This window comes from Paenibacillus sp. SJS-P3 (assembly GCF_056711585.1).
Genome location: NZ_CM160043.1, coordinates 423,106 through 446,263, shown reverse-complemented (window position 1 = coordinate 446,263; position 23,158 = coordinate 423,106). Strand labels below are relative to the sequence as shown.

The window sequence follows — 23,158 nt, the reverse complement described above, 5'->3', positions numbered from 1 at the left end:
TCAGCTCACGTCCTTCCGGGCAAAATGGGCGTAACCGATCAGCAGCACGAGCATGCCCAGGGCAAGGCCCGAGCCCGCGGCCTGCAGGGCGTCGGCGGAGCGTACGGCCCGGTCGGGCCAGCTCCAGGGCATCCATTCGGGCATCAGCACGCTGAACATGGAGAACACCATGCCGAGCGTGCCGACGGTAAGAGGCAGCGCCTGATTCGCCATGATGATCGACAGCCAGCTCTGCAGGGCGATGAAGGGGAGAGCGGCCAAGCAGGGCAGGTAAGACATGCGGACGATGTCTGCCCATGGAACGTGCGAGTCGAAGCCGAGCAGCAAGCCCATTCCGAGAGTCAGCAGCAGGAGCAGCGTGCAGGAGGCCAGCAGCAGCAGGAGCGACAGCAGCACTTTGCCCGCGAACACCTGCAGCCGGGTAACCGGCAGAGCGAGCAGCTGCTTCCATGCGCCGGCATGATGCTCGATGCCCGCCGACATGGAGGCGACCAGCGCCAGGCCGATGAACAGCGCCGGCAGCATCAAGGAGCCTGCCTGGAGCAGCAGCCCCCGCCAAGGATCGTCGGCGTACAGCTTCATCAGATAGTCGTAGCGCAAGCCGTAGTTGACGGCCTGCAGGCCGATGACGCCGATGGGGCCGAGCGCGGCGAGCAGCCAAAGCAGCTTGCGGCGGATCTTGAGCAGCTCCACCGAGAGCATGCGGCCGATCACAGGCTGCCTCCAGTCCCGGTCATTTCCAGGAAGACGCTCTCCAGGGACGACCTCTCTTCTTCCACCCGATACACGGAGTGGCCGCGCCGGACCAGCTCCGCCACGATCGAGGCCACCGTCCGGTCCGCCGCGCCGCCTACCGTCAGCCTGCTCTGGTCGCGCTCGGCTTCGAAGCCGAGCTCCAGCAGCCGCTGCCACGCGGCTTCCGGCTCGCTGACGGAAAACCGGATCCTGCCTGCCGTCCTGGCCTTGAGGCTGGCGATGCTGTCCTCGTAGATCAGGCTGCCGCTGCTGATGATGCCCACCTTCGTCGCCATCAGCTCGACCTCCGAGAGCAGATGGCTGGAGAGCAGGATCGTCACCCCCCGCTCGCCGGGAAGGCTTTTGATCAGCTCCCGCATTTCCTGGATGCCCGCCGGATCGAGGCCGTTGGTCGGCTCGTCGAGAATGAGCAGCCTCGGGTTGCCGAGCAGCGCGGCCGCGATGCCGAGCCGCTGCTTCATGCCGAGCGAGTAGCCTTTGACGGCGCGCCGGGCATCCTTCTCCAGCCGCACGATCGAGAGCGCCTCGGCGATTCTTTCCTTGGGCACGTCGAGCAGCCTGCGGATGACCTCCAGATTTTCCGTACCGGTCAGATGGCCGTAATACGACGGGTATTCCACCAGCGAGCCGACATGCCGGAGAATGTCCATCCGGTTTGCCGCCAAGCTTTTGCCGAATACCGTCACGCTTCCTCTCGTCGGCTTGGCGAGGCCGAGCAGCATGCGGATCGTCGTCGTCTTGCCGGCTCCGTTCGGACCGAGGAAGCCGTAGATGTCTCCTTCCCCAATCCGCAGGTCCACATCGCGGACCACCGCTTTGCCGCCAAGCTTCTTGGTCAAGCCTTTCGTTTCCAGCAGCCAGGAGCCGCCTGCTTGCCTCATCATCTTCATCTCGAATCACCTCTGCCTCCATCGTAACGGGCCGAGGTTAAAATCCGGGGCGGGACAAGGTTAAAAAGCGGTTAAAAAGCGCTGTGAAAGAAAAGAACCGAGGGCCCGCCGCCCTCGGCTCCTCCAAGCTTTTATGGGCCGATCAGCTCTCCTCGTCTTCCAAGGCACGGCCGACCTCCAGCACCAGTCTTTCCTCATAATCCATTTCGGCTACTGCCGTCCCCTCGGCCAACAGCTCCTCGAAGGAACGGAACAGCCCGCTAAGCTCCTCATCTCCTTCCAGCTGCCGCATCCCTTTCCGATACGTCTCTTCATCCTTGTACCAGGTCAGTTCCATCCATGAATCGGGATCGCTGCTGCTGTTCAAGTAATGCGTGCGGAAAACCAGTTCCCTTCCGTATCTTTCTCCAGCCTTTTTTTGCAGCTCCAAAAATTCATGCCGCTTATCCGGCTTGATCCGGTAGGAATAGACTTTGACGTACATGGACTTACTCATCTCCTTTTGTCGGAACCGAAACCAGAGCCTTCACCCTGCCTTGTTCCGGCTTGACCGCAATCGTCGTTCCTCCTTCGCCGGAGCTCACTTCCTTGCGAAGACCCATCTCCTTCAGCATCAGCTGCACGATGGACAGGCCGAGTCCGCTTCCCTTGTTCGGCGAGACGCCGCCAAGCCCCGGGCCTTTATCCTCGATGATGAGTCCGCCTCCCCCGTCCTCGACGATGCGGACAGCCGTCCAGCCTCCTGAAGAGGCGTGCCGGAGGGCGTTCTGCAGCAGATTGTCCAGCACCCGCTCCAGCCAGTGAGGATCGGCATGCCAATAGACGGGAGCATCCGGAAGATCCGGCTCCAATTCCATGCCGGCCTGCTCGAAGGCGGGATACCAGGCGGCCAGCTGCGTTCTCGCCAGCCGCACGATATCCGTCTTCTCCGGCCGGTAGGCATATTTGCCCGCGGACAGCAGGCTGTAGGAGAACAGATTCTCGATCAGCTGCGACAGGTAATCCAGCTTGCCGCCGATCAGCGCCACCGACTTGCGGCCCTGGCCGCTCAGCGGCTCCCGCTCCAGAGAGTACGCATGGCTGCGCACGACGGTGAGCGGGGTCCGCAGATCATGCGACAGCCGCGCGACAAGCTCGCGCCGCAGCGACTCCTCCTCGGCTTCGCGGCGGCGTCCGGCCTCGAGCTCCCGAACCATGCCGTTGAAGCTTGCCTCCAGGCGGCCGACCTCGTCCGCTCCCGACACCTCCACAGGCAGCGGCAGCCCGCTGCCCGACGGCTGCTCCATCGCCGCCTGCAGCCTGACCAGCCGCTTGCGGATGCGGTTGAAGAACAAGAAGCTGACCGTGAGGAACAGTCCCAGAAGGACAATGGCTCCGGCCGTATATGCGGTTCCTCCGAGCATCCCCAGCCGCTGTCCGTAAGGCAGCGTGAGATATCGCGGCACCTGCATGGCCATGAAGCCCTGCTCGCCATCCTTGCCGATGAAAGCAACGACCGAATACTTCGTCCCGTTGACCGCTTCCTTCATGAAATCCACCGTGTAGACGGATGACCACAGCTGGGGCAGGTTCTCGTTGAAGGGCAGGCTTGCCCGCAGACGGCTTTCGCCGTCTACCCAGAAGACGCTGGACCGGGGATAGCGGCTGCGCCACGACTCCAGGCTGCGGACGATCGTCTCCGGATCGGCATGCTGGAGCGAGGCCGCCTCCCGGCGCCACTCTTCGATCAGCCTGCTCGTGTCCGCATACGGATTGTCCCTCTCCTTGGGGGAGACAAGCCCGGAGATGACGACCGATCCCGTTCCTGCCATGAGCAGGGCGACAGGCAGCACGACAAGGGCCGACAAAATGATCAGGAGATAACGAGCCAGCAGGGACGGCCGGCGCGCGGCCCCGAACAGCCTTTTCACGGCTTGACCCGGTATCCGATGCCGCGGACCGTCTCCACGATCCGCGGCTGGGCCGGATCCAGCTCGATTCTCTCCCGCAGGTACCGGATATGCACCATGACGGTTTTGTCCCCCTCCATATACGGCTCACCCCAGACCGCTTCGTAGATCTGCTCCTTGGTCAGGATGCGCCCGGCATGACGAAGCAGGTACAGCAAAATCTGCAGCTGCTTGGGCGTGAGAGCAATCTCTGCTCCGCTGCGGGAATCGGTCACCGTCAGCTCCCGGGGGCGCACCTCGAGATGGCCGACGAGGACCGCCTCTTCTCCGCCTTGCCCCGATCGGCGCAGCAGCACCTCCAGCCTGGCGGCCAGCTCGTCGGGATGGAACGGCTTGGTCACGTAATCGTCCGCGAAGCCGAGGCCGTGCAGCTTGTCCTCGACCGCCGTGCGGGCGGACAGCATCAGGATCGGCAGCTCGGGGCGCCGCTTCTTGAGCCTCCTGCCGACCGAGAAGCCGTCGAGGCCCGGCAGCATGACGTCCAGAACGGCTACGTCGGCCGCTCCGGCATGCTCCTCCGCCATCTCGCCCGACTGCAGCCACGTCACCTCGTAGCCTCTGCGGGCAAGATCGTCCGCGAGCCAGGCGCCGATCTCGGCGTCGTCTTCGATGTAGAGAATCCTTGCGTGTGCCGCCATCGGGCGCACCTCCTGTCCGTCTTCAGCATGTTCCCATCCCGTTCCAAGTCCATTCCTTCATGATAGAACGGCCCTTGCCGCATGGAAAGTTAAAAATCGTTTAAAGCCGTCCCGCCGACAGGTTCTTTTTTTCCGCTTCGCCATTCGGCTTGCATGGATCTATTGGAGCTTTCCATGAAAAAAAAGCCGGCTTCGTCGCAACGAAGCCGGCTTGCACTTGTACTTATGAACGAGATCTATCGCTTTACCTATCGTCTTTGTCTATCGTTTGCCGTCAGCGGATTAAAGCTTGCCGCTGTCCAGCATATTCAAGATCAGCGTCACCGCTTGAGCGCGGGTTACATTCTGTCCCGGCGTGAAGAGGTTGCCTTCCACCCCTTGAATCAGGCCTGCCTGCTGCAGCGCCGCTGCGGAACCGGCCGCCCACGCCGGCAGCTTGGCCGCGTCGGCGAAGGTTGGCTTGCCCGCGCCCTTGAGTCCCATCGCCTTGGCCGCGATGACGGCCATCTCGGCACGGCTTACCGTACGTCCAGGCCCGAAGGTGCCGTCCTCGTAGCCGCTCAGCCAGCCGGCTTCTACGGCCGCGGCGACGTAGCCGCTAGCCCACGACGGAATCGCCTTCTGATCCTTGAAGCCCGGACCCTTCGCTGCAGCTGCATCCTGCAAGCCGAGAGCCCGGCCTAGCATAACCACGAATTCGGCGCGCGATACTCCCGCCGAAGGCTTGAAGCTGCCGTCTCCGTAGCCGCTCGCGATGCCGAGGACTGCCGCCCGGGAAATGGCCGAGGCTGCCCAATGAGTTGACGGCAAATCCTTGAATTCCATTTCCGGCTTCGGAGTCGGCGTCGCGCCAGGCGTTGCCGACGGAGTCGGCGAAGCCGAAGGGGAACCCGTTGGCGTCGGTGTTGGCGTCAGCGTCGGCGTCAGCGTCGGCGTTGGCGTCGGCCAAGCCGTCACCGGAGGCGTCGGCGTCGCTGCAGGAGGCTGCGACGGCTCTGGCGTTGCCGCCGGAGTCTCTGAAGGCTCCGTGACTGGAGTCTCTGAAGGCTTCGGTGTCGGCGTTGCCGCCGGAGGCTCCGAAGGCTCCGTCACCGGGGGCTCCGAAGGCATCGGCGTTGCCGCGTCTCCTGCCGCACGGAAGCTCCAAATGTCCGAGCGGGCGTAGCCGCCGTACTCGTCGCTTGCCGCCGCGTACCATTGATACTTGCGGCCGGCCTCAAGCCCGTTCCATGCCGCCGAAGCTTCGGCGCCGCTCGCTGCCTGCGCCTCGCCGATCCGATCCGCCGTGTAGACCTTCACGGACATGGAATCGGTGGCGACCCTTTTCACGACCGGGGTCAGATCGACATCCAGATCGAGCTCATCCTTGCCCGGATATTCCGACGGATCGTAGTAGTTGTAATCGTCCAGATAAGGAGAGTAAGTCTTGATGTGCACCTGGTTGTTCTTCAGATCGAACTGCATCAGGCGGATATAGCCGAGGCCGCCTTTCTCCGCTCCCTGATAATCGGCGAGCATCTGGTACACCTTGCGGTCGGGCTTGCCGTCCCCGTCGTCGTCGATCTCGTCGACCAGCGTCTCGGCGTCGTGATAGTGGCCGGAGAGCACCGCGAACACGTTCTTGTTGTTTTTCACGACATGCTCGTAGATGTCGTCGGCGATCGGAGCCCGGTTGCCGGAGACGAGCAGGTATTCATGGAACGCCAGAATCGCCTTGCGCTCCGGATATTGCTGCAGCACGCTGTCGATCCAGGCGATATCCTCCTCGCCGATGCCCCAGCCCATGTAGACGATGATGAAATCATTGCCTTCGGCGGAGATGAGGTCGTAGTGGCCCCGGTTGTTCTTGTACGAGCCCCCGTAATACGGACGGTCCTTGAAGCGGTCCTCCCCGTAATGCTTCCAGTAGCTGCTGTAGTCGTTGTTCTGATGGCCGACGTCGTGGTTGCCCGCCAGCACGCCGTAAGGCATCCCGCCGTCGTCCAGCATTCTCATCGCCTTCTGCGCGTTCGTCCATTGCTCTTCCCTATCGGCCTTGTCGACGATATCGCCGGTATGGATGACGTACTTGATGTTCATGGCATCCTTGTTGTCCATGACCCACTTCGTGTTGCCCTCGTAGATTTCGGGCCAGCTCTCGGAGTAATACTGCGTGTCCGACATCCAGACGAAGGAGAAGTCGTACGGATCCTGCTTGGCGGGCAGCTCGTCCTGGACAAGGACGTTCAGCATGCCGCCTGCAGCGTAGTCTCCCGCCGGAACGGATGCCTGCAGGGAGAAGTCCTCCCCGCCGGCGATGGCCTGGTCGAGACGCTTCCAGACGTTGCCGGAAGGACTCCAGGCGTACAACGACACCTTGCGGCCGGGCAGCGAGCTGCCCTTCCACTCCAGGACGACCTCGTCCTGAGCCTTGACGGCGGCGTCCAGCTTCACCTCGAAGCGGTGATAAGGAAACTGCTGCGTCGAATCATTGGTCAGCTTGTCCCCTTCGCCGCCGGCGATCGCGGCGTATTCCTCCTTGGTCAGTTCCCTTTCGCCTTCCGGCTTCAGGACGAGCGGCGGCTCGGTGTCGGCCGCGCCGGAGAACGCCTGGAACGAAGACGTCTCGGAAGCGCCGTACGCAAAGCCCTTGTAGAAGCCTACGGTCAGCTTGTCGCCCTCGGGATCAGACGCGCGCACCTTCAGCCCTGCGGAAGCTCCTTCCACGACGGAGCCGTCCAGCGGAGCCAGCAGCTCCGGCAGCAGCGGGTTTTCGGCCGGCACGGAGAAAGCGACCCGCTGCTCGGACTTGTTGCCGACGTTGTCCTCGGCGCGGATCAGCAGCGTATGGCCGCCCGCCTGCAGCTTGGCGGAGGACGTCTCGTACGGAACGGCGATCGCCTTGCCGTCCAGCAGCGCTTCGACCGAGCCTGCCCGGATGCCGGAGCCGGCGTCGGTGACGGCCGCATCCAGCTTGAACGCTCCTCTGTACACTTGGCCTTCCTGGATGGAAGGAACGATGCTCGGAGCGGTATTGTCCACCATCACATTCGCGGCTGCCTGCCCCGAGGCTCCCTTGACCGCCACGACATGCTTGCCGTCCTTCAGCAGCGTCGTATCCCAAGGCAGCGTCTTGGAGCGAAGCTGCTCCTGCTGCAGGGCGAACTTGAATTCCAGCCCGACATGCTTGCCGGCGGAATCGCCCATGAGGATTTCCTTGCTCCGGTCGGCATAAGCCGGATCGTACAGCTCCGTCCCGTCGGCCAGAATCAGGCGGACGTTGCGGATCTGAAAGTCGTCCTTGTTCTCTTCCGGACGATCGTCGAACGGACCCGACTTGGAGCCGGCGCGGATCCAGATGCCGTTCGCGCCCGCCTTCAGCCTGGAGCTGTCGATCGGATAAACGAGCGTTTTCCAGGACGGAATCGGATCCATGAACGTATAGAGGATCTCATCGCCGATCGTAACCGCATTTTTGAAATAATAGTCCACCGCAGTCGCCTCGAAGGCGAAATACGCGTCATGCTCAAGCGCGGCATAGGTTCCTTGGGTCACCGTCTGCCCGTCGACGGACAGCTGCAGCTGCTCGGGGGCGTCGGTCTCCGACGTTGCCTTGAGCGTATGCACGCCCTTCACGAACTGGCCGTCCTTGACGTTCAGCCGCAGCGCGGCCTGCTCCGCTCCTCCGGTGACGGGAATCCGCACCGCCGGCAGCGACGTCACATTCTGCCCGTCGGATACTTCGGCCGAGTATTCCAGGTATTTCTTGCCGATCAGCTCGGCGGAGGAGATCAGATGATGATAAAGGGTATCGTTGTAATCCTGCGTCAAATACACGGTCGTCGGCGTCTGCTGGCGGTCCGTCCGGAAGGAGAGGCGAACCGACTTGACGCGGTTGTTGTCCGTGACCTCCAGCTTGATGTCCAGATCGCGGGCCTGATCCGCCTCGGCGGCGCCCGTCAGATCGCGGACGGCCGGCGGCTCGGCGTCGGCGGCGACATGGACGGGCACGGACGGGACCTGCCAGTCCTTGACCCTTCCCGGCGTCGCGGCTTCGAGTCCCGGCCAGCCTTTGCGCATGACCGTGCCGCCGTCTCCGGGATATTGATAGAGGATGCCTTTGTTGACGGCCACGTCTTCCTTCACATAGTAGGCAGCCGATATATCCTCATGCGTGTTTGTGCCCGCGACAAGACCTCTGAGACCTCCGTTGGCCATGCCGGAATTTTCCATGCGGAACAGATTGACGCCCTCGACGAGGGAGCTTCCGTAATTGGCATTGAAGTCCGCCGCCGTCAGGGCGGCGTTCGGCCCGTTGATCACCCAGAGGACGATCGTGCCGCGGGCCGGAATAACGATATTTTCCGGCTTGGAAGGCCAGGTCAGGTCGGCCGAAGGGCCTTTGTCCGTATAGCGGTAATACAGCTTGTAGTCGTCGAAGCTCAGCGGCTGGTCCGTATTGTTGTAGATCTCCACGAACTCGTAGCCGTCGCTGCTTCCGACGTTGGTGCTGTCCGGCACGACCTCGGTGACGAGCAGCTCGGGCAGCTTCTGCGGGTCAGGCTTCAGCTCGTTCACCGGTACGGTGTATGTATCCGATCTGACGGCTCCCGCCGCGCTGTCCGCCTGGATGTAGTACACGAGGCTGCTCTCCTTCAGCGCATCCTTCGGAACCGTTCCCGACAGCGAGGCTCCTCCGGCTTCCGCCGTCAGCGGAACGCTGGCGTAGACCTGGTCGGTGACCGTCCGGTAATAGACGCTTCCCGCTGCGGTCGGCATCGCCGTCCCTTCAGCGCTTTCCACCGCGGCTGTCAGCTTGAGATCAGCCCCGCCGTCCGCAGCTGCGGGCGCCTGATGACGGATGACCGGCTTGTCCGGCTGGACCGGCGGCTCGACCGGCGGCTGCCCTGGCGGAGACAGCTGCTCCGGCTTCACCGACCCCGGTGTCGGCGGGCTCTTCAGCTCCAGCTTGATCTCCTCCGGCTTGTAGTCGGCCTGGTATTGGACGCCGAGCCCTGCCGCGACATCCGTTCCCAGATAGGCCGCCCAGGCGGTGTCGGCGCCGTCCGTCTTCAAGACGACGGCCCGCTGGCCGCCGTTCGCGAAGCCGGTGAAGCCTCCGACCTCGACAACCTGGCTGCTGCTCAAGGAGGTTTTGAAATGTCCGTTGAAGTCCGCCAGCGTCTTGCCGCTGTTGTTGTACCAGAACACTTTCGTCTCATGGGGAAGGAGCGCCGTCCCCGCAGGCATGGTGAACTTGACGTCGGCTTTGCCGCTGGAATCGGTGTAGCGGTAATAGACCGAATCGGTTACGATTTGGGAAAGCTCGGTCGTATTGTGCAGCTCAAAAAACTCGTAGTCGTCGGTGCCGACATTATCCGGAACGATTTCGGTCACGATGACGGGAGGAACTCCGGGAACAGCGGCAGCGTGCGCGACGTAAGCCGCCGGAGGAAGCAGGATGCCCGCCGACAGGCTGACCGCCAGCGCGGCCGCTCCCGCCCTCTTTCCATTTCGACGGAATACCCGCCTGAGCCATCTGCCGATGTCTCCGCTCTTGCCTGTTCTAGCTGCTGTCAACGCCTTCACTCCATTCCCCGGCGGCTGATGGCCGCAGGCTTCAATAATAGTTGCTCTCTCAAAAACCATAATGGAACTAGGGTATCGAAGATTTGTAAATCAGGCGTCAACCCGAAGTGTAGAAACGGTAAAGGAGCTGGTAGCCTATGAACCGCAGTGACCGTCTGATCGCCCTGCTGATCGCGCTGCAGCGCAATTCCTATACGGCCGCGCAGCTCGCGGAACGGTTCGAGGTGTCGGTGCGGACGATACTGAGAGACATGCAGTCGCTGTCTGAAATGGGCGTTCCCCTCTATTCCGCCACCGGCCCCGGCGGCGGCTTCCGCCTGATGGACGGCTACCGGCTGCCTCCGCTCCAGCTCGACGCGCAGGAGGCGTTGACGGCGCTGTTCGCGCTGCATGCCGTTACCTGCTTCGGCGACAGCCCGTTCAACCGGGAGCGCTGGACGGTGCTGGACAAGATCCGGGCTCTGCTGCCGGAGGAGACGCTGAAGCAGGTCGAGCCGATTCTGGGCAAAATGCATCTGGAGGTGCCCCGGCGCACCGTCCGCTCCCCAATGCTCCCGCTCCTGCTGGAGCTGCTCGCCGAGTCGCGGAGGCTGCGGACGCTGTACCGCTCCCAGACGAGCCGGCGCTGGCTGGAGCTGCATCCTATGCGGGTGTATGCGGCGCATGGGTTCTGGTACTGCGAGGCGTTCTCGCCTCTGCATGGCGAAGCCCGGACGTTCCGGGTCGACCGGATGGACGAGCTGCAGCCGCTGGAGGAGGGCAGTGAAGCCGGCAGCCCCGGATTGGGGGCGCCGGATTGCCGGGAGGCCCCTCGAGGCGCGATAGAGGACGCAGCCGGGGCTGGCGGTGCGACGGCATCTGTCGGCAGGGCGACCTGCGGCGGCGAGCCAGCCTGCGCGGGTGGCGTCGCGGCTTCCGGCGGCGAGCCAGACGGCGGCGGCGCGACGGCCAACGAGACGGAGGCCCCCGCTGCTGAAGTACCCGCATCGCCCGCAGGCAGCCATGCTGCAGCGCATGGGAACGCTGGAGACGGCGCCGCCTGTTGCAGCGGCGGTCCTGCCGGGGACAGCGTATGCTCCCGCTCCCCCTCCTCCATGCCGGCTGCCGCATGCCCTGTCGGCAGCGCCATTCCCGTCGCGGTCCGCCTCACCTACCGGGGCTCCCTGCTGGCCGAGCAGGACGAGCATGTCGGCGAGCTCGTGGAGCAGGTCGGCGATGAGGAATGGGAGCTCCGCTTCGATTGCCCGGCTACCGAATGGACATGGGCGATCCGCTTTTTCTACGGAATGGGACTGGATGCGGAGGTGCTGTCGCCCCCCGAGCTTAGGGCGGCTGTCGCCTCTATGGCGGCCTCCGTGCTGGAGAGGTACAATGAAGATTCCGATAGCGGATGCTCCTGACAAACGGGAGATTCCGCCTTCCTCATGCCTGACGACGAAAAGGAACCGATACTCTATGCCTGCTAGCGACGAAATCCTTCGTTATCTTTATACTTATGCCTGCCACGAATCCGAGGCCGAGCTCTGCTCCCTGGAGCTTCGCTGTCTCTTCCCCGGACTGACTCTGCCGTCCGACGCGGATGCCTTCATCCACAGCCGCCGGCTCGATCCGAGCCGCAGTCCATTCCTGAAGCAGCGCCTCGCGGTCGAGATCGACGCTGCTTCCCCGGAGGAGCTGCTGGAGCGGGCGGCCGGCCTGTCCGCCGGCGAACGCACCTTCCGCGTGCGCTACGCCAAGACGGGTGCGCCGGGCCAGCCCGACAATGAAGGCCGCCTTGCTCTGGAGAGGCAGCTCGGGCTGGCCATCCATGGAGAGCCGGACCTGCGCCGGCCGGAGACCGTGTTCGGCGCCGCGCTGCTGGACGGCCGCTGGCTGTGCGGCGAGATGGCTTCCGCCGAGCCGGTCTGGCTGCGGCAGAACGCCAAGCCGCGCCAGTATTCCACGGCGCTGCCCGCCCGGGCGGCGCGGGCCGCCGTCAACATCGCGGTGCCGGAAGTCTCCGGCGCACGCGCGCTCGATCCTTGCTGCGGCATCGGCACCGTGCTGCTGGAAGCTCTCTCGATGGACATCGACATCCGGGGCGGCGACCTCAATCCGCTCGCGGCGGTCGGGGCACGCGAGAATCTGCGGCATTTCGGCTATCCCGAAGAGCTGGTCCAGATCGCGGACATGCGCAGCCTGGAAGGGCATTACGACGCCGCCCTGCTCGACATGCCCTATAATCTCTGCTCCGTGTCGCCGCCGGAGGAGCAGCTGGAGATGCTTGCCTCCCTGCGCCGGCTGGCGGGACGGGCCGTCATCCTGACGACCGAGCCGATCGAGCCGCTCATCCGGGAGGCCGGCTTCTCCATCCGCGAGACCTGCCGCCTGACCAAAGGCAGCTTCGTGCGTTTTCTGCATCTTTGCGTTTGATCGCCAAGAAATTCATGACATCCATGCTGTCAGGATGAAGGCGGTATACTGGGGCCGAACTCAATTTGCGAGGAGGATTCCTGTATGCCGCCCCATTTTGCATCGCTGGAAAAAGCCCGTTCCTTTCTGCTTCTGAACGCCCGTCTGATCGACCGCCTCCGCTTCCGCTTCCACTGGGAGGAAGGCTCCGCCGAAGCCGTCCTGCAGGCGCTGAAAGCCTACCAGAACCCGGATGGAGGCTTTGGCCATGCGCTTGAGCCTGACATTCGCTGCCCGCATAGCCAGCCCGTGCCGCTGGAGGCTGCCCTGGATGTGATCGCCGAGACCGGTCTGAGGGACAAGCAGCTGGAGGACGGCATCACGCGGTGGCTGGAGGCCGCTTCACTGCCCCAAGGAGGTTGGCCCATCATTCGCGGCGATGCGGCCGGCTGGCCGCTCTCCCCCTGGTGGCAAGGGCTGGATACCTCCGTCCCCTCCATCAACCCGACTGGCACGCTGCTCGGGCTCTTCTACCGCAGCGGCTGGACAGAACTTGCCCGACAGGACTGGTTCCAGGCAGCCGAACGGTCGGTGTGGAGGATGCTGGAGAGGGATCCGGATCGGGAGCCGCAAGGCTACCACGAAGGCGTCCACTGGATCGCTTTCCTGAACGCGGCTCCCGACCGGGAACGCGCCGAGCCGCTGCTGCGCCGTCTGGATGCCTGGCTGCAGAAGCCGGGCGTCATCGGCCTGGACTTCCATGCCGAAGGCTACGTCCACAAAGTGTTGGACTGGGCGCCGGAGCCGAATGCTTACGCGAGGAAATTCATCGAGGATGTTGCCGTGGAGGAGCATCTGGATGCGATGGAAAGAGAGCAGGAGGAGGACGGCGGCTGGCCGATGTCCTTCCCTGCCTTGAGTCCGGCGGCGGAGATGGAATGGCGGGGCTTCGTCACGCTCCAGCGCCTGCTTACGCTGCGCGCATACGGCAGGCTGTGAGATTGCCTTCTAAGCTCGGGCGGCGTTGAATAAGCTGGGGAAGACATTCACCTTACACGAAGGGGGAATTCCATGTCTTCTTCCCACACTTATCCGTCCCGGGCGGAGATTCGCGCGGAGGCCCGTTCCGCCCTGTCCGGCAGCTGGGGCCGGGCGATCGCGGTCAGCGCCATTCCGGTGCTGGTCAGCTTCATCCTGCAAGAGTTCGGCAGGTTCGGAGGGCTTCTCGAGCTGCTTGTCGCCGGTCCGCTCGCGCTCGGCTCGGTTCTCTTTTACCTTGCGCTCGTACGCAGGCGGGAAATCGCCGTCGGAATGGTCTTTGACGGCTTTCGCTACTACGGCAAAGCGCTCGGGCTCTATCTGCTGATGGCGTTGTTCGTGTTTCTGTGGACGCTGCTTCTGGTCATACCCGGTATTATCGCGGCATACCGCTACTCCCAGGCCTATTATATTCTAGCCGACAATCCGGAGACGGGAGTGCTCGAGGCGCTGGACCGCAGCAAGCAGCTGATGATTGGCCAAAAATGGCGGCTTTTCGTGCTCCAGCTCAGCTTCCTCGGCTGGGCCATCCTGGCCGTGATTCCGTTCGGGCTCGGCCTGTTGTGGCTGATGCCTTACGTCTCGGCTTCTGCTGCGGTATTTTACCGTCAGCTGACCGGGGAGCCTCTTGTGCCCGGCACTTTTTGATCTGTCCCTGCCCTCGTCGTCCTGAGCCGGCCATCCCGTTATGAGGAATGCACAGGCATGAACAGGACCGAACAGGCGTGAACGACGAGAAAACCTGAGGAGACTCCTTCCATCTGACGCAAGCCGTTGAAGAAGCCTGTGCACAATTTCTTGAATTTAGCTTGACATTTCCGTTTTTCAGCCTTAAATTTAGAACATACGATCGTACGACATGTGTAGGAACATGCGGAAGCACCGCAGCCTGCGGCTCTCCTAGAGAGCTGCTTGCTGCGGTGCTTTTTCGCGTTCTATGACTCGTGCGGAATTAGGAGGAGATTGGAATGTCAACGACCATTTTTCCGTCTTTATGCGCTTCGGGCTGGCGGCGCGCAAGCTCGGCTGCCGCCGCCCTCGTTGCTGCACTCATGCTGCTTGCGGCCCCGTCCCCGGCCGCTGCCGCTTCTCTCGCCGTGAGTTCCGCAGCCAAGAGCGCCTTCGAGCGGACGGCTGCCGCCGCAGCAGCTCCTGCGGCAGCCAGATTGAATGCCCATTACGGCGCTTACGTCTCGCTCACCGCCCAGTTGGAGGAAGTAAGCCTGCGTGCCGCCGAGCTCCATCTTCGCAACGGCCAGGACGCTGCCGCCATCCGCAAGTCGATTCCTTCGATTGACACCGACCGCGTTGCCAGGCAAGAAGCCGCTGTGAAGAAGGCGAGGTCCGCTTACGAGCCTTTGTACGCGGCTTATACGGCCATGAACCATCAAGCAAGCGCAGCCTCCAAGTACGGCAGCAAGGAATTGGCCAAGCTGGCCCGCATGCAGGCAGATACGATGAAGGCCGCCGTTCAGCTGGCCCGGCAGCAGATCCGGATCCAGGAGGATCAGCTGAAAGCCGTCCGTGCAGAGCGTACCCGCAAAATGAATGCCGCACGCAAGACATTGGGAGGAATGGACGAATTCTCTCTCGCTATCCGATCCCGCCAATCCGCTGCCAAAGTTCCCGAATCCGCCGCAGCAGCAGCCCTCAAGGATTTTGGAGCCGCCGCACGCAAGAGCGATGCCGCCGTCGTGGAGAAATCGCTGGAGATGATGAACGGTTATGCCAAGCAGCTGCTCGCCCACAAGCAGGCCATCGTCGATCTGGAGCTTCGAAGCGCATCCGTCGCTGCCGACGTGAAGAAACAGCTTGCGGCCCAAGGCATCCAGGTTCTGGCCTGACAGCCGAGGAGTACAGGAATCACTGTTCCTGCCCTTATTAAGACAGCGCCATACCCGAAATGCCCCGGAATTGTTCTTCCCCGATGGCCTGAAGGCTTTACGGATTGAGCCGTTATTTCCTATGTTTGTCCGGCGTCGGATGCCCCGTACAGAGCAGCTGCCTGCCCGTGGAGCCTGCTTCGGTTGAGCCCGGCCAGGCAGGCCGTCAGCAGATAGAAGGCTCCCGTCATGGCATAGACTGCCGCGATGCCCCATCGGTCCGCCATCCAGGACAGAAGAACGACCGACAAGCCGAACAGGGAGTACACCAGCGTATTTTCGGCGCTCATCACTTTGGGGAGCTGTTCCGGAGGGCAGGCGCTCTGGAAGACGGTTCTGCGCGTCACCTCGCGGAGCTGCTGAGGCGGCCCCATGAGGATGACCAGCAGCAGCGCGACCCATGGCGATTCCGTCGCGGCATAAGCAAGCGTCATCAGGCCCATCAGACCCGCTCCGGCCATGATGGACAGAGCCGGCCTTCGCATCAGGCGTTTGGTGAAGGCAACGACGAGCAGTCCGCCGATGATGCAGCCGGCAAAATACCCCCCGTTGATGATTCCGTACCATTCGGTCCCCCGGCCCAGCTGCTCTGTCGCATAGACGAGCATGAGCGCGCCGATCCAGGCCGCCCCGACCGTGCCTTCGATGGTATCCATCACAATGAGCAGCCGCAGGGTCTTGTTGCGCCAAATGTTTTGCCAGCCTTCCTTGACCGACGCCCAGGCGCCGATCTTTTGGCCGCCGCTTCGGACTCCGCTGTCGCCAAGCTCCGGCAGGCCGGCCGCCGCCTCGAAGTCTGAAACCCCTGCCGGGTCAGGTTTCTTTTGGCCAGGCGAAGAAGCTGAAGGAACTGCTGGCTCCTTGAGCTGCAAGGTCAGCACAAGCGCCCCGGCATACATGGCAAGGGTCAAGCCCATGACGGTGCCGCCTCCCAGCCAGGTGACAAGCATGCCGCCCCCTGCCCAGCCAAGCATCATGACAGTCTGGTCGGTCGTGGACATCAGCCCGTTGGCTTTCATCAGCTCGTTTTTGCCTGCATACAGGGGGACGAGCGAATTGCGGACCGGCGTCGTAATGCCATCCGTGAACGACAGCAGGGCAATGAGGAGCAGAGCAATCGGTATTCCGCTGACGCTCATATTCGCCGCCGCCAGAGCCAGTACGGCGAACAAGGCGACCTGCATCAGCTGGGACAGCTTGATCAGCGACGTAAGCCTGAACCGGTCCATGATCAGCGGTGCCATGATTCCGCAGGCCAGCTGGCCTGCAACCCGGCACAACGGCACGAATGCGGAGAACAGCGCCGATCCGGTCAGTTTGTAGACCATCGTGACGACCGACAGCAGATACAGCGCATCAGCAAGATTGGAGAGGCTTTGTCCGGCCCACAGCAGCCGGAATAGTTTGGGATGGGGCATCTTCCTGCCTCTCTTTCGTTGACGGAGGACGATCGAATAGACAAATCCTCTACTTTTGAAATAAATAACTTTATAAAGTCATCATAGCTGTACACTCCATGTAATGTCAACGATTTCCGGCGAGAGCTTCTGCGCCCACGTATTCGATATGGCATATACGCTTGCCTTCGATCATGGTCCGTTTGGCGCGATAAGGCATAGCCGTCTAGCGCGCTAGTCCATATAAAAAAAGCGGCAGCCCGGGATTGCGCTCCCTGAACTGCCGCTTTGCAACTTCCTCGCGATCTGCAGATCTACTCTATCCGTTTCTTTAAGCTCCGTTTCTTTCGGCTCTATGCTCGGCCTACAGCCCAAGCCTTTGTTCCAGCTCCCTCTGCTGGGCCCGATGATGACGGAAGTGCATGCCGGACAGGTCGAACCACTCCCGGGCGTTCAGCCAGCCGAATCCGCCATGTCTGACTTTGCTGTCCGGATTGATCCGATTCAGCTTCTTCTCCCATTCCTTCATCAGTTCCAGAACATGCTCCAGCCTGCGCGCCAGCTCTTCCTTGCTGTCCGAATTGCCAGGCGTGTTGGACGGCCCGTCAGGCAGCTTGATTTTAACCGGCGGGAAGCCTCCGAGCGCAAACAGCCGCTCGCCTGCCTCCGTCTTCCCTGCCGTATCCTCCTCGCCTCCGGAAGCGCATTCCTCCACTTGGTCCATATAATCAAGAGCCGCAGCAATCAAATGATCGTACATCTGGCCGAGCGACCAGACCTCTTCCGCGGATTTACAGCGCAGCTGCTCCGTCGTATATCTCTGCAGATCATGGATGTAAGACTTGATCAGATCCGAATAAGTCATGGACTTATGGCGCTCCCTTCAAGACCATCTTTTTCCTGAAGCTTTCTTGAAGCTTTCTTGAAGCTTTCTTGAAGCTTTCTTGAAGCTTTCTGGAAGCTTGCCTGAAGCTTCTTCCTCGAAAATAGGCTCTTCCCGCATGGAAGCCAGCATCTCTGCCACTATTCACCGATGCTGCCGACGGCGACGTTTTGACCGTCAAAGGCTGCCGGAACGAGCATCCCGTTTCAGGAATCGAGCCACACCTTGCCCGTCTCTGAGCTGTCGCAGCCCGTAATGGCGCCCAGTTCCCTTCGGAACGCATCCGATTGAAGAATATCCATCAGCTTGCCGATCCACGAAGCGTTCTCCGGCTTTTTGACCACGACCAGATCGTAGCGCTCGCGGATCAGCGGGATGAATTCCACGTTCCCGACCATCGAAGCCGCCTTCTCCATCCCGACTCCCGCGTCCGCCTCGCCGGATGCCACCTTGGCCGCCACTCCAAGATGGCTGTTCTGGACTCTTCCATCCTGCTCGAGGCTATGCGGAGGAATACCGAGCAGGCGCAGCTGCTCATCGACGAGCACTCGGGCTCCCGAGCCGCGCTCCCGGTTGACGAAACGGATTCCCGGCCTGGCCAGATCGGCCCATCCGGAAATGCCCAGCGGATTGCCCGGCTGTACGTATAAGCCCGCGCGGCGAATGAGCAGGTTCACCACAAGCAGCGGGAACCCGGCAAGAATGCGGGTGATATACGGGAGATTGTACTGTCCCGTATCCCCATCCCATAGATGCGTGCTCACGATATCCGCGTCTCCCTTGTACATTTGGATCAGGCTGTCCAAGCTGCCGGCATGGGAGCGCAGCGGCCTGGATCCGGTCGCCTTCTCCATGAAGGAAGTCAGCAGATCGAGACTGATGTCCTGTCCGGTGATGACGAGCTGATGCTGCGGAGTCCCCGCATAAGAGGCTCTGACCGCATTCACAGAGGAAGAGCCTTGCCCGGAGCGGATATCTCCGCCGGGAATCCCACCGTTCCTGTCTTCCGGCCCGTACCGGCGATCACCCGAAGCCCCGCTCGCCGTATCATCCCCGCCCGGACCGTCCTGCGCCCCAGCGAATCCCGCCGTATCCTTGAGACCCAGGAAGGCGGTCTGGCTCTTGGATTTAGCCTTATAGGCCTCCAGATCGGAAGCGTCCACGCGCATCTGCTTCCCTACCCGGTAAGCGGGAAGCCGGCCTTTTTTGACAAGGTCGTAGACGGTCAGCTTCGAGATGCGAAGCAGCTGGGCCACTTCCTCGACCGTATAGGATGGTTCCTGATTCATGACTTGATCTCCTCTTTTGTCCCGCTATCGCTCTATGCCGTTTATTATAGCGGATGAAGCCGGTTTAGGGATTTACAGCTTCACTGCCTCTATATATAATCATCCTAATTATAACAAGACCATATAAGACCATACTTGGAGTGAGAGGAAATGCTGAGATCAAAAAAAATTAAACCTATCCTGTTCCTTCTTGCCGGCCTCATGCTGCTGGTTGCCGCCGCTTGCGGCAGCAAGCAAACCAATACGCAGCCGGACAGCAGCGGCGGCACCTCCGCATCCGCCTCTCCGCCAGCTTCTTCCGTCCCGCTCGTCGAGCTGACGGTATCCGCGGCGGCCAGCCTGACCGGAGCATTGGATGAGATCAAGACCGCTTTCGAAGCCGCCAATCCAAGCATTTCCCTCCATTTCAACCTCGGCGCTTCCGGCACCCTGCAGAAACAGATCGAACAGGGGGCTCCCGCCGACCTGTTCCTGTCCGCTTCGTCCAAAAACATGAAGGCGCTCGTGGATCAAAATTTCGTCGCCGCAGAGGATTCCCGCGATCTTCTCGGCAATTCGCTTGTCGTCATCGTGCCGAAGGAGGCCAGCCCAAACATCTCCTCCCTCGATGCGCTCGCCGGACAGGCATTCAGCAAGATCGCCATCGGCATTCCGGAGAGCGTCCCGGCCGGACAATACGCCCAGGAAGCACTGGCCAAGGCCGGTCAGTGGGACGCCCTGAAGGACAAGCTCGTCCAGGCCAAGGATGTAAAAGCCGTCCTGCAGACGGTGGAAACCGGCAACGCGGATGCAGGCTTCGTCTACCGGACCGATGCGCTGTCTTCCGCCAAAGCAGCCGTCGCCTACGAAGTGGATCCAGCATCCTATCCGTCCATCCGTTATCCCGCCGCCATCGTCAAAGCGACGAAGCATCGGCCCGAGGCTGAGCGGTTCTATACGTATCTTCAATCCGAAGATGCTATGGCCGTGTTCAAGAACTACGGCTTCACGGATCCGAAATAATGCCGGCATCGATAGACTGGCAGCAGTTTTGGCCGCCGGTCATCCTCTCCCTGAAAGTAGCCCTGCTGGCGAGCGTTGTCGCCCTCGCTGCCGGCACGGCTGCCGCTCGGCTCATGAGCAGATCCAGGTTTCGGGGGAAGCTGCTGCTTGAAACCGCGTTCCTGCTCCCCCTCGTGCTTCCCCCGACGGTCGTAGGCTTCGTGCTTCTCGTTGCGCTCGGCCGCCGCAGCTTCCTTGGCAAGACGATCGAAGCGTTATTCTCCGCTCCGCTCGTCTTTACGCCATGGGCCGCGGTCGTCGCGGCCGTCGTGGTCTCCTTCCCGCTGGTCTACCAGACGATGAAGACCGGCTTCGCCGGCATCGAGCCGGAGCTGGAGCAGGCTGCCCGGTCCGCCGGAGCAAGCGAGGCGCAGCTGCTTCGCCATGTCGCCCTCCCGCTGGCTGCCCGGTCCCTGCTCAGCGCTCTCCTGCTCGGATTCGCGCGCAGCCTCGGCGAGTTCGGCGCCACGCTCATGATCGCAGGCAATATTCCCGGCATTACGCAGACCGTGCCGACTGCGATCTACGTAGCTGTCGACGCCGGCAGCACCGCGATGGCATGGGCGTGGACCGCCGCCATCATCCTGATCTCCTTCCTGCTGCTGCTCTTCACCGGCAGCAAGCCGGCGAAACGATAGGCACATAAAAAGGCCGGGCGACGTCATTCGCATGACGTTGCCCGGCCTTTTCCATACGGCTTCAATGCCGTTCATTGCTGCTGTTCATGATTATGCAATGATTGCCGTTATTTGCCAGCCGGCTGACCCAGCTCGGCTTGCTTTTGCTTGTATACTTCCTGCCATTCTTCCTGGTAGCGGCGGTAGAAGGCCGGATAGCGGAAGCGGAGCTGCAGGATGCCGTGCATCAGCTTCTCGGGCTCGGCATCGATGCGGGAAAGCACTTCTTCCGGAAGGCTCGCGCGAAGGCTGACGGCCGCCTCCTCGTTGAATTCGGCATAATACCACTCCATGTTGCGGATGGCGATTCCCGGATGGATTCCGGCATCCTTGCGCATTTTTTCCAGCTCTTTGCTGAGTCCATGCATCTCCTGCATCTGCTTGCGCAGCTCGCGGACCTCTTCGTTATGGCTGTCCATGCCGTATGCCAGCTCGGCGTAGATTTCCGCTTCGCGGAAGCGTCCCGCCTGCATGTAGGCCTGGCATTCCAAGAGAAGCACGACGCGGGCGCGGAGCTGCTCGTTCTCATCGGTCAGCGACTTCAGATAACGGCGGACGCGAAGCTGGATCTTGGCCCACACATCCCACTTCTTGAGGTCGATGACACGATTGACGGCCGATACGACCAGAGGAAGATGGACAATCGATTCCTGGCCTTCTTCCGGCAAAGCCTTCTCGATGATGCTCCACGATTCTTCCTGGCGTCCCAATCTCACATAGACGGCTGAGAGAAGCGGAACGAAGTCGGCCTCGCGTCCCGGAAGCTTCGCAATCAGAGCTTCCAGCTTCTCGGCAGCGCGGCCGTCATGGCCGAGCGCGCTCAGCTGGCTCGCCACCATGCCCTGGAAGTCGCCTGCTTGCTCCGGATTTGCAGCCATCTGAAGCAGCACTTCTTCCTGCTCCTTGGCGCGGTCCCACTGCTGCTGCGCGATAATCGTGTATACAAGGGCTCCCTGCAAAGGAGCCATCTCCGGTTTGCGTTCCTTCATGGAGGACAGGAACCCTTCCGCCGCCGCATGCTCGCCGGCTTCCAGCGCCTGCCGCGCTTCGCCAAGCATGCCGAGCAGCGCTTCCGCCTCTTCTCCCGGAAGGCCGTTCTCTACTTCACGATCCAGTTCGCCGGAAATTGCCGCCAACAGATTGGCGATTCCAGGCTCTAATGTCCCTGCTTGTGTTTGCGGGGAAGTTTGATTTTCCATGTAAAGGTTCCTTCCTCTCTGCTTCCCGTAAGCAGCCTCGCTGAACGGGGTAAGGGGCTGCCCCATAGGGATAAGGGCAGATTCCCTAGTATTATACCATAGCCGGACCGAGATGCGGATACTGGCAGAATCAACTAGACTCTCCTATTTGACGCCCTCAGCAGGCAATTGGTTGCACCGCAAGCGCAACCAGCCTCTGCCCGGAGGCAGAGGCTGATCTACGGACGAAGATAGTTCCTATCCTCCAAGCCTCACACGCTCAGAGAACAAATCCACCGCCGATGCCGCGGACTCTTAGGCGCGGACGTCGGCGTAATCCTTGCGGCGCTTGAACTGCGCAGCGGCATAGGAGCATGCGGGCTCGATCTTGACGCCGGCTTTTCTGGCGTCGTCGACGACAGCCTGAAGCAGGCTTCCAGCCAGCTGCTGCCCGCGGAATTCCGGATCCACGAATGTATGGTTGACGATCCATATTCCGTCTGACGGAATATACGTAATTTCTCCTGCGATCGTGCCCTCGCGGCGAATGACATAGCCGTTGCCTTCCTTGACCGGCTGATCCTGCGGCATGAGCGCCGCCCCCTTCCCGGGTAACCGTAGAATGCCTTGCCCGTTCATTTTTACCCGGAATCGGCCGGACTAAGCATCCGCGCGGTAATTCGCCGGTCCCGGCCTGCGGAATTTCTCTTTGATCGCACTGCGCGGCATGACCGGGGCAGCCTGCTTCCCTGGATTTTTCAGCGCCTTGATATAATCGCTGATGCTGACGCCGTAATTCTCCTTGAACAAGCGCATCAAATGCCGCGGGCTGATTCTCGACATTTCGGCGAGCTTCTTCACGGTCAGCTCCTGCTCGTAATGCTGCTCGATATAGGTGCGGACGACTTCCAGCGCCGCATCCAGCTCCTGGTCCGTTCCCGACTGGGCTTCCTTGAACAGGCGATGCAGCAGATCGACGAACACCGATTGCCCGCGGAATCTCTCCAGCATGTCCAGACTGCCCCAGCAGGCGCAGATGGACTTGCACAGGGAGGTGAGCGCCACGGCAGGATAGGCAGCTACTTCCTCTACACGGGGAAAGGGATCCTGCACCGACTCCGTCGCTCTTCTGTCTGCCGCGGAATCCTTCATGACCGTGAACCGGAAGATGAACATCTCCATCCGATGCGCCGAATCGGCCGTTGCCCGGAGCGGCTCGCCCGGAAAGCTGATGTACACCGATCCCGCGCGCAGCGGAAGGCTGCGTTCCCCCGCTACAAGCCTGCCGGCTCCCGCCGTCAGGGCGATCAGCCTGAAGTCTCCTTCCCACTCCGGCTTCAGCCTGCCGTTATCCACTTCAATGCCGCATGGAGCGGCATCCCGCAGCTTGAACCACAAATCATCCAGTGTATGAGGCACCTGCGCATCCAGTCTATATCTCTCCACTCCGCTCATGAGCCTCCACCGTCCTTTCCTGCCGTCCCGTAGTCGCCGGGCAGCCCAGCGCTCATCTCCGCCGGGCGACGGTCCGGGAAGACGATGCCGATTGTTCTTTCATCATAATTGATAATGATTCTCAA

The 23,158-nt window shown here is 61.8% G+C and carries 19 protein-coding genes; 7 read left to right on the top strand and 12 right to left on the bottom strand.

Going from position 1 to position 23,158, the window contains the following annotated elements; all coding sequences use genetic code 11:
• The 6 genes from AC06G8_RS02040 to AC06G8_RS02015 form a co-directional block, all read right to left on the bottom strand.
• Complete coding sequence (locus tag AC06G8_RS02040; protein ID WP_480284262.1) at nt 1-714, bottom strand: ABC transporter permease; 714 nt, start codon at nt 712-714, stop codon at nt 1-3.
• Nucleotides 711-1,646 carry an ABC transporter ATP-binding protein gene (locus tag AC06G8_RS02035; protein ID WP_480284261.1) on the bottom strand — a complete coding sequence of 312 codons (936 nt, stop codon included), beginning with the start codon at nt 1,644-1,646 and terminating at the stop codon, nt 711-713. Before AC06G8_RS02035 ends, AC06G8_RS02040 begins: the two co-directional genes overlap by 4 nt.
• Nucleotides 1,647-1,788: 142 nt before the next feature.
• A complete protein-coding gene (locus AC06G8_RS02030; RefSeq protein WP_447663552.1) occupies nt 1,789-2,130 on the bottom strand; it encodes a hypothetical protein in 342 nt (113 codons plus the stop codon).
• Between the two features lie 4 nt (nt 2,131-2,134).
• Nucleotides 2,135-3,556 carry a sensor histidine kinase gene (locus AC06G8_RS02025; protein ID WP_480284260.1) on the bottom strand — a complete coding sequence of 474 codons (1,422 nt, stop codon included), beginning with the start codon at nt 3,554-3,556 and terminating at the stop codon, nt 2,135-2,137.
• A complete protein-coding gene (locus AC06G8_RS02020; RefSeq protein WP_480284259.1) occupies nt 3,553-4,233 on the bottom strand; it encodes a response regulator transcription factor in 681 nt (226 codons plus the stop codon). The genes AC06G8_RS02025 and AC06G8_RS02020 overlap by 4 nt, the downstream gene beginning before the upstream one ends.
• Nucleotides 4,234-4,515: 282 nt before the next feature.
• Nucleotides 4,516-9,792, bottom strand: coding sequence for an S-layer homology domain-containing protein (locus AC06G8_RS02015; RefSeq protein WP_480284258.1), 5,277 nt, complete (start codon nt 9,790-9,792; stop codon nt 4,516-4,518).
• Between the two features lie 146 nt (nt 9,793-9,938).
• Here AC06G8_RS02015 and AC06G8_RS02010 point away from each other — a divergent pair, with 146 nt between their 5' ends.
• From AC06G8_RS02010 to AC06G8_RS01990, 5 genes are all read left to right on the top strand, one after another.
• Nucleotides 9,939-11,201, top strand: a complete 1,263-nt coding sequence (locus tag AC06G8_RS02010) for a WYL domain-containing transcriptional regulator (protein ID WP_480284257.1) — start codon at nt 9,939-9,941, stop codon at nt 11,199-11,201.
• A gap of 55 nt (nt 11,202-11,256) precedes the next feature.
• Complete coding sequence (locus tag AC06G8_RS02005; protein WP_480284256.1) at nt 11,257-12,213, top strand: TRM11 family SAM-dependent methyltransferase; 957 nt, start codon at nt 11,257-11,259, stop codon at nt 12,211-12,213.
• An 84-nt stretch (nt 12,214-12,297) separates the two neighbouring features.
• Nucleotides 12,298-13,191 (top strand): hypothetical protein, encoded by an 894-nt coding sequence (locus AC06G8_RS02000; RefSeq protein WP_480284255.1) that lies wholly within the window; start codon nt 12,298-12,300, stop codon nt 13,189-13,191.
• Between the two features lie 72 nt (nt 13,192-13,263).
• Entirely contained in the window at nt 13,264-13,878 is a 615-nt protein-coding gene (locus AC06G8_RS01995; protein ID WP_480284254.1) for a DUF975 family protein, read from the top strand.
• 320 nt (nt 13,879-14,198) lie between these two features.
• Nucleotides 14,199-15,074, top strand: a complete 876-nt coding sequence (locus AC06G8_RS01990; protein ID WP_480284253.1) for a hypothetical protein — start codon at nt 14,199-14,201, stop codon at nt 15,072-15,074.
• A 119-nt stretch (nt 15,075-15,193) separates the two neighbouring features.
• Here the strand turns inward: AC06G8_RS01990 and AC06G8_RS01985 are convergent, their stop codons facing one another.
• From AC06G8_RS01985 to AC06G8_RS01975, 3 genes are all read right to left on the bottom strand, one after another.
• Nucleotides 15,194-16,531, bottom strand: coding sequence for an MFS transporter (locus AC06G8_RS01985; RefSeq protein ID WP_480284252.1), 1,338 nt, complete (start codon nt 16,529-16,531; stop codon nt 15,194-15,196).
• A gap of 343 nt (nt 16,532-16,874) precedes the next feature.
• Nucleotides 16,875-17,375: a DinB family protein gene (locus AC06G8_RS01980; RefSeq protein ID WP_480284251.1), complete on the bottom strand. Its 501-nt coding sequence runs from the start codon at nt 17,373-17,375 to the stop codon at nt 16,875-16,877.
• 224 nt (nt 17,376-17,599) lie between these two features.
• Nucleotides 17,600-18,682, bottom strand: coding sequence for a substrate-binding domain-containing protein (locus AC06G8_RS01975; RefSeq protein WP_480284250.1), 1,083 nt, complete (start codon nt 18,680-18,682; stop codon nt 17,600-17,602).
• A 150-nt stretch (nt 18,683-18,832) separates the two neighbouring features.
• Here AC06G8_RS01975 and modA point away from each other — a divergent pair, with 150 nt between their 5' ends.
• Both modA and modB read left to right on the top strand, forming a co-directional pair.
• A complete protein-coding gene (gene modA / locus AC06G8_RS01970) occupies nt 18,833-19,684 on the top strand; it encodes a molybdate ABC transporter substrate-binding protein (protein ID WP_480284249.1) in 852 nt (283 codons plus the stop codon).
• Nucleotides 19,684-20,361: a molybdate ABC transporter permease subunit gene (gene modB / locus AC06G8_RS01965; RefSeq protein WP_480284248.1), complete on the top strand. Its 678-nt coding sequence runs from the start codon at nt 19,684-19,686 to the stop codon at nt 20,359-20,361. The genes modA and modB overlap by 1 nt, the downstream gene beginning before the upstream one ends.
• A 107-nt stretch (nt 20,362-20,468) precedes the next feature.
• On the opposite strand, the gene AC06G8_RS01960 is transcribed toward modB, so the two are convergent.
• The 3 genes from AC06G8_RS01960 to AC06G8_RS01950 form a co-directional block, all read right to left on the bottom strand.
• A complete protein-coding gene (locus AC06G8_RS01960) occupies nt 20,469-21,599 on the bottom strand; it encodes a tetratricopeptide repeat protein (protein ID WP_447663537.1) in 1,131 nt (376 codons plus the stop codon).
• Between the two features lie 294 nt (nt 21,600-21,893).
• Nucleotides 21,894-22,169: a GNAT family N-acetyltransferase gene (locus AC06G8_RS01955; RefSeq protein WP_447663536.1), complete on the bottom strand. Its 276-nt coding sequence runs from the start codon at nt 22,167-22,169 to the stop codon at nt 21,894-21,896.
• Between the two features lie 69 nt (nt 22,170-22,238).
• Complete coding sequence (locus AC06G8_RS01950) at nt 22,239-23,024, bottom strand: AraC family transcriptional regulator (protein ID WP_480284247.1); 786 nt, start codon at nt 23,022-23,024, stop codon at nt 22,239-22,241.
• Nucleotides 23,025-23,158 lie beyond the last annotated feature (134 nt).

What these genes read in the sequence shown, in the direction of transcription:
- AC06G8_RS01990 (WP_480284253.1), top strand. Translation starts at nt 14,199, where the DNA reads ATGTCAACGACCATTTTTCCGTCTTTATGCGCTTCGGGCTGGCGGCGC.
- AC06G8_RS02010 (WP_480284257.1), top strand. Translation starts at nt 9,939, where the DNA reads ATGAACCGCAGTGACCGTCTGATCGCCCTGCTGATCGCGCTGCAGCGC.
- AC06G8_RS02005 (WP_480284256.1), top strand. Translation starts at nt 11,257, where the DNA reads ATGCCTGCTAGCGACGAAATCCTTCGTTATCTTTATACTTATGCCTGC.
- AC06G8_RS01985 (WP_480284252.1), bottom strand. Translation starts at nt 16,531, where the DNA reads ATGCCCCATCCCAAACTATTCCGGCTGCTGTGGGCCGGACAAAGCCTC.
- modB (WP_480284248.1), top strand. Translation starts at nt 19,684, where the DNA reads ATGCCGGCATCGATAGACTGGCAGCAGTTTTGGCCGCCGGTCATCCTC.
- AC06G8_RS02020 (WP_480284259.1), bottom strand. Translation starts at nt 4,233, where the DNA reads ATGGCGGCACACGCAAGGATTCTCTACATCGAAGACGACGCCGAGATC.
- AC06G8_RS02035 (WP_480284261.1), bottom strand. Translation starts at nt 1,646, where the DNA reads ATGAAGATGATGAGGCAAGCAGGCGGCTCCTGGCTGCTGGAAACGAAA.
- AC06G8_RS01980 (WP_480284251.1), bottom strand. Translation starts at nt 17,375, where the DNA reads ATGACTTATTCGGATCTGATCAAGTCTTACATCCATGATCTGCAGAGA.
- AC06G8_RS01995 (WP_480284254.1), top strand. Translation starts at nt 13,264, where the DNA reads ATGTCTTCTTCCCACACTTATCCGTCCCGGGCGGAGATTCGCGCGGAG.
- AC06G8_RS01955 (WP_447663536.1), bottom strand. Translation starts at nt 22,169, where the DNA reads ATGCCGCAGGATCAGCCGGTCAAGGAAGGCAACGGCTATGTCATTCGC.
- AC06G8_RS02000 (WP_480284255.1), top strand. Translation starts at nt 12,298, where the DNA reads ATGCCGCCCCATTTTGCATCGCTGGAAAAAGCCCGTTCCTTTCTGCTT.
- modA (WP_480284249.1), top strand. Translation starts at nt 18,833, where the DNA reads ATGCTGAGATCAAAAAAAATTAAACCTATCCTGTTCCTTCTTGCCGGC.
- AC06G8_RS01960 (WP_447663537.1), bottom strand. Translation starts at nt 21,599, where the DNA reads ATGGAAAATCAAACTTCCCCGCAAACACAAGCAGGGACATTAGAGCCT.
- AC06G8_RS01975 (WP_480284250.1), bottom strand. Translation starts at nt 18,682, where the DNA reads ATGAATCAGGAACCATCCTATACGGTCGAGGAAGTGGCCCAGCTGCTT.
- AC06G8_RS02030 (WP_447663552.1), bottom strand. Translation starts at nt 2,130, where the DNA reads ATGTACGTCAAAGTCTATTCCTACCGGATCAAGCCGGATAAGCGGCAT.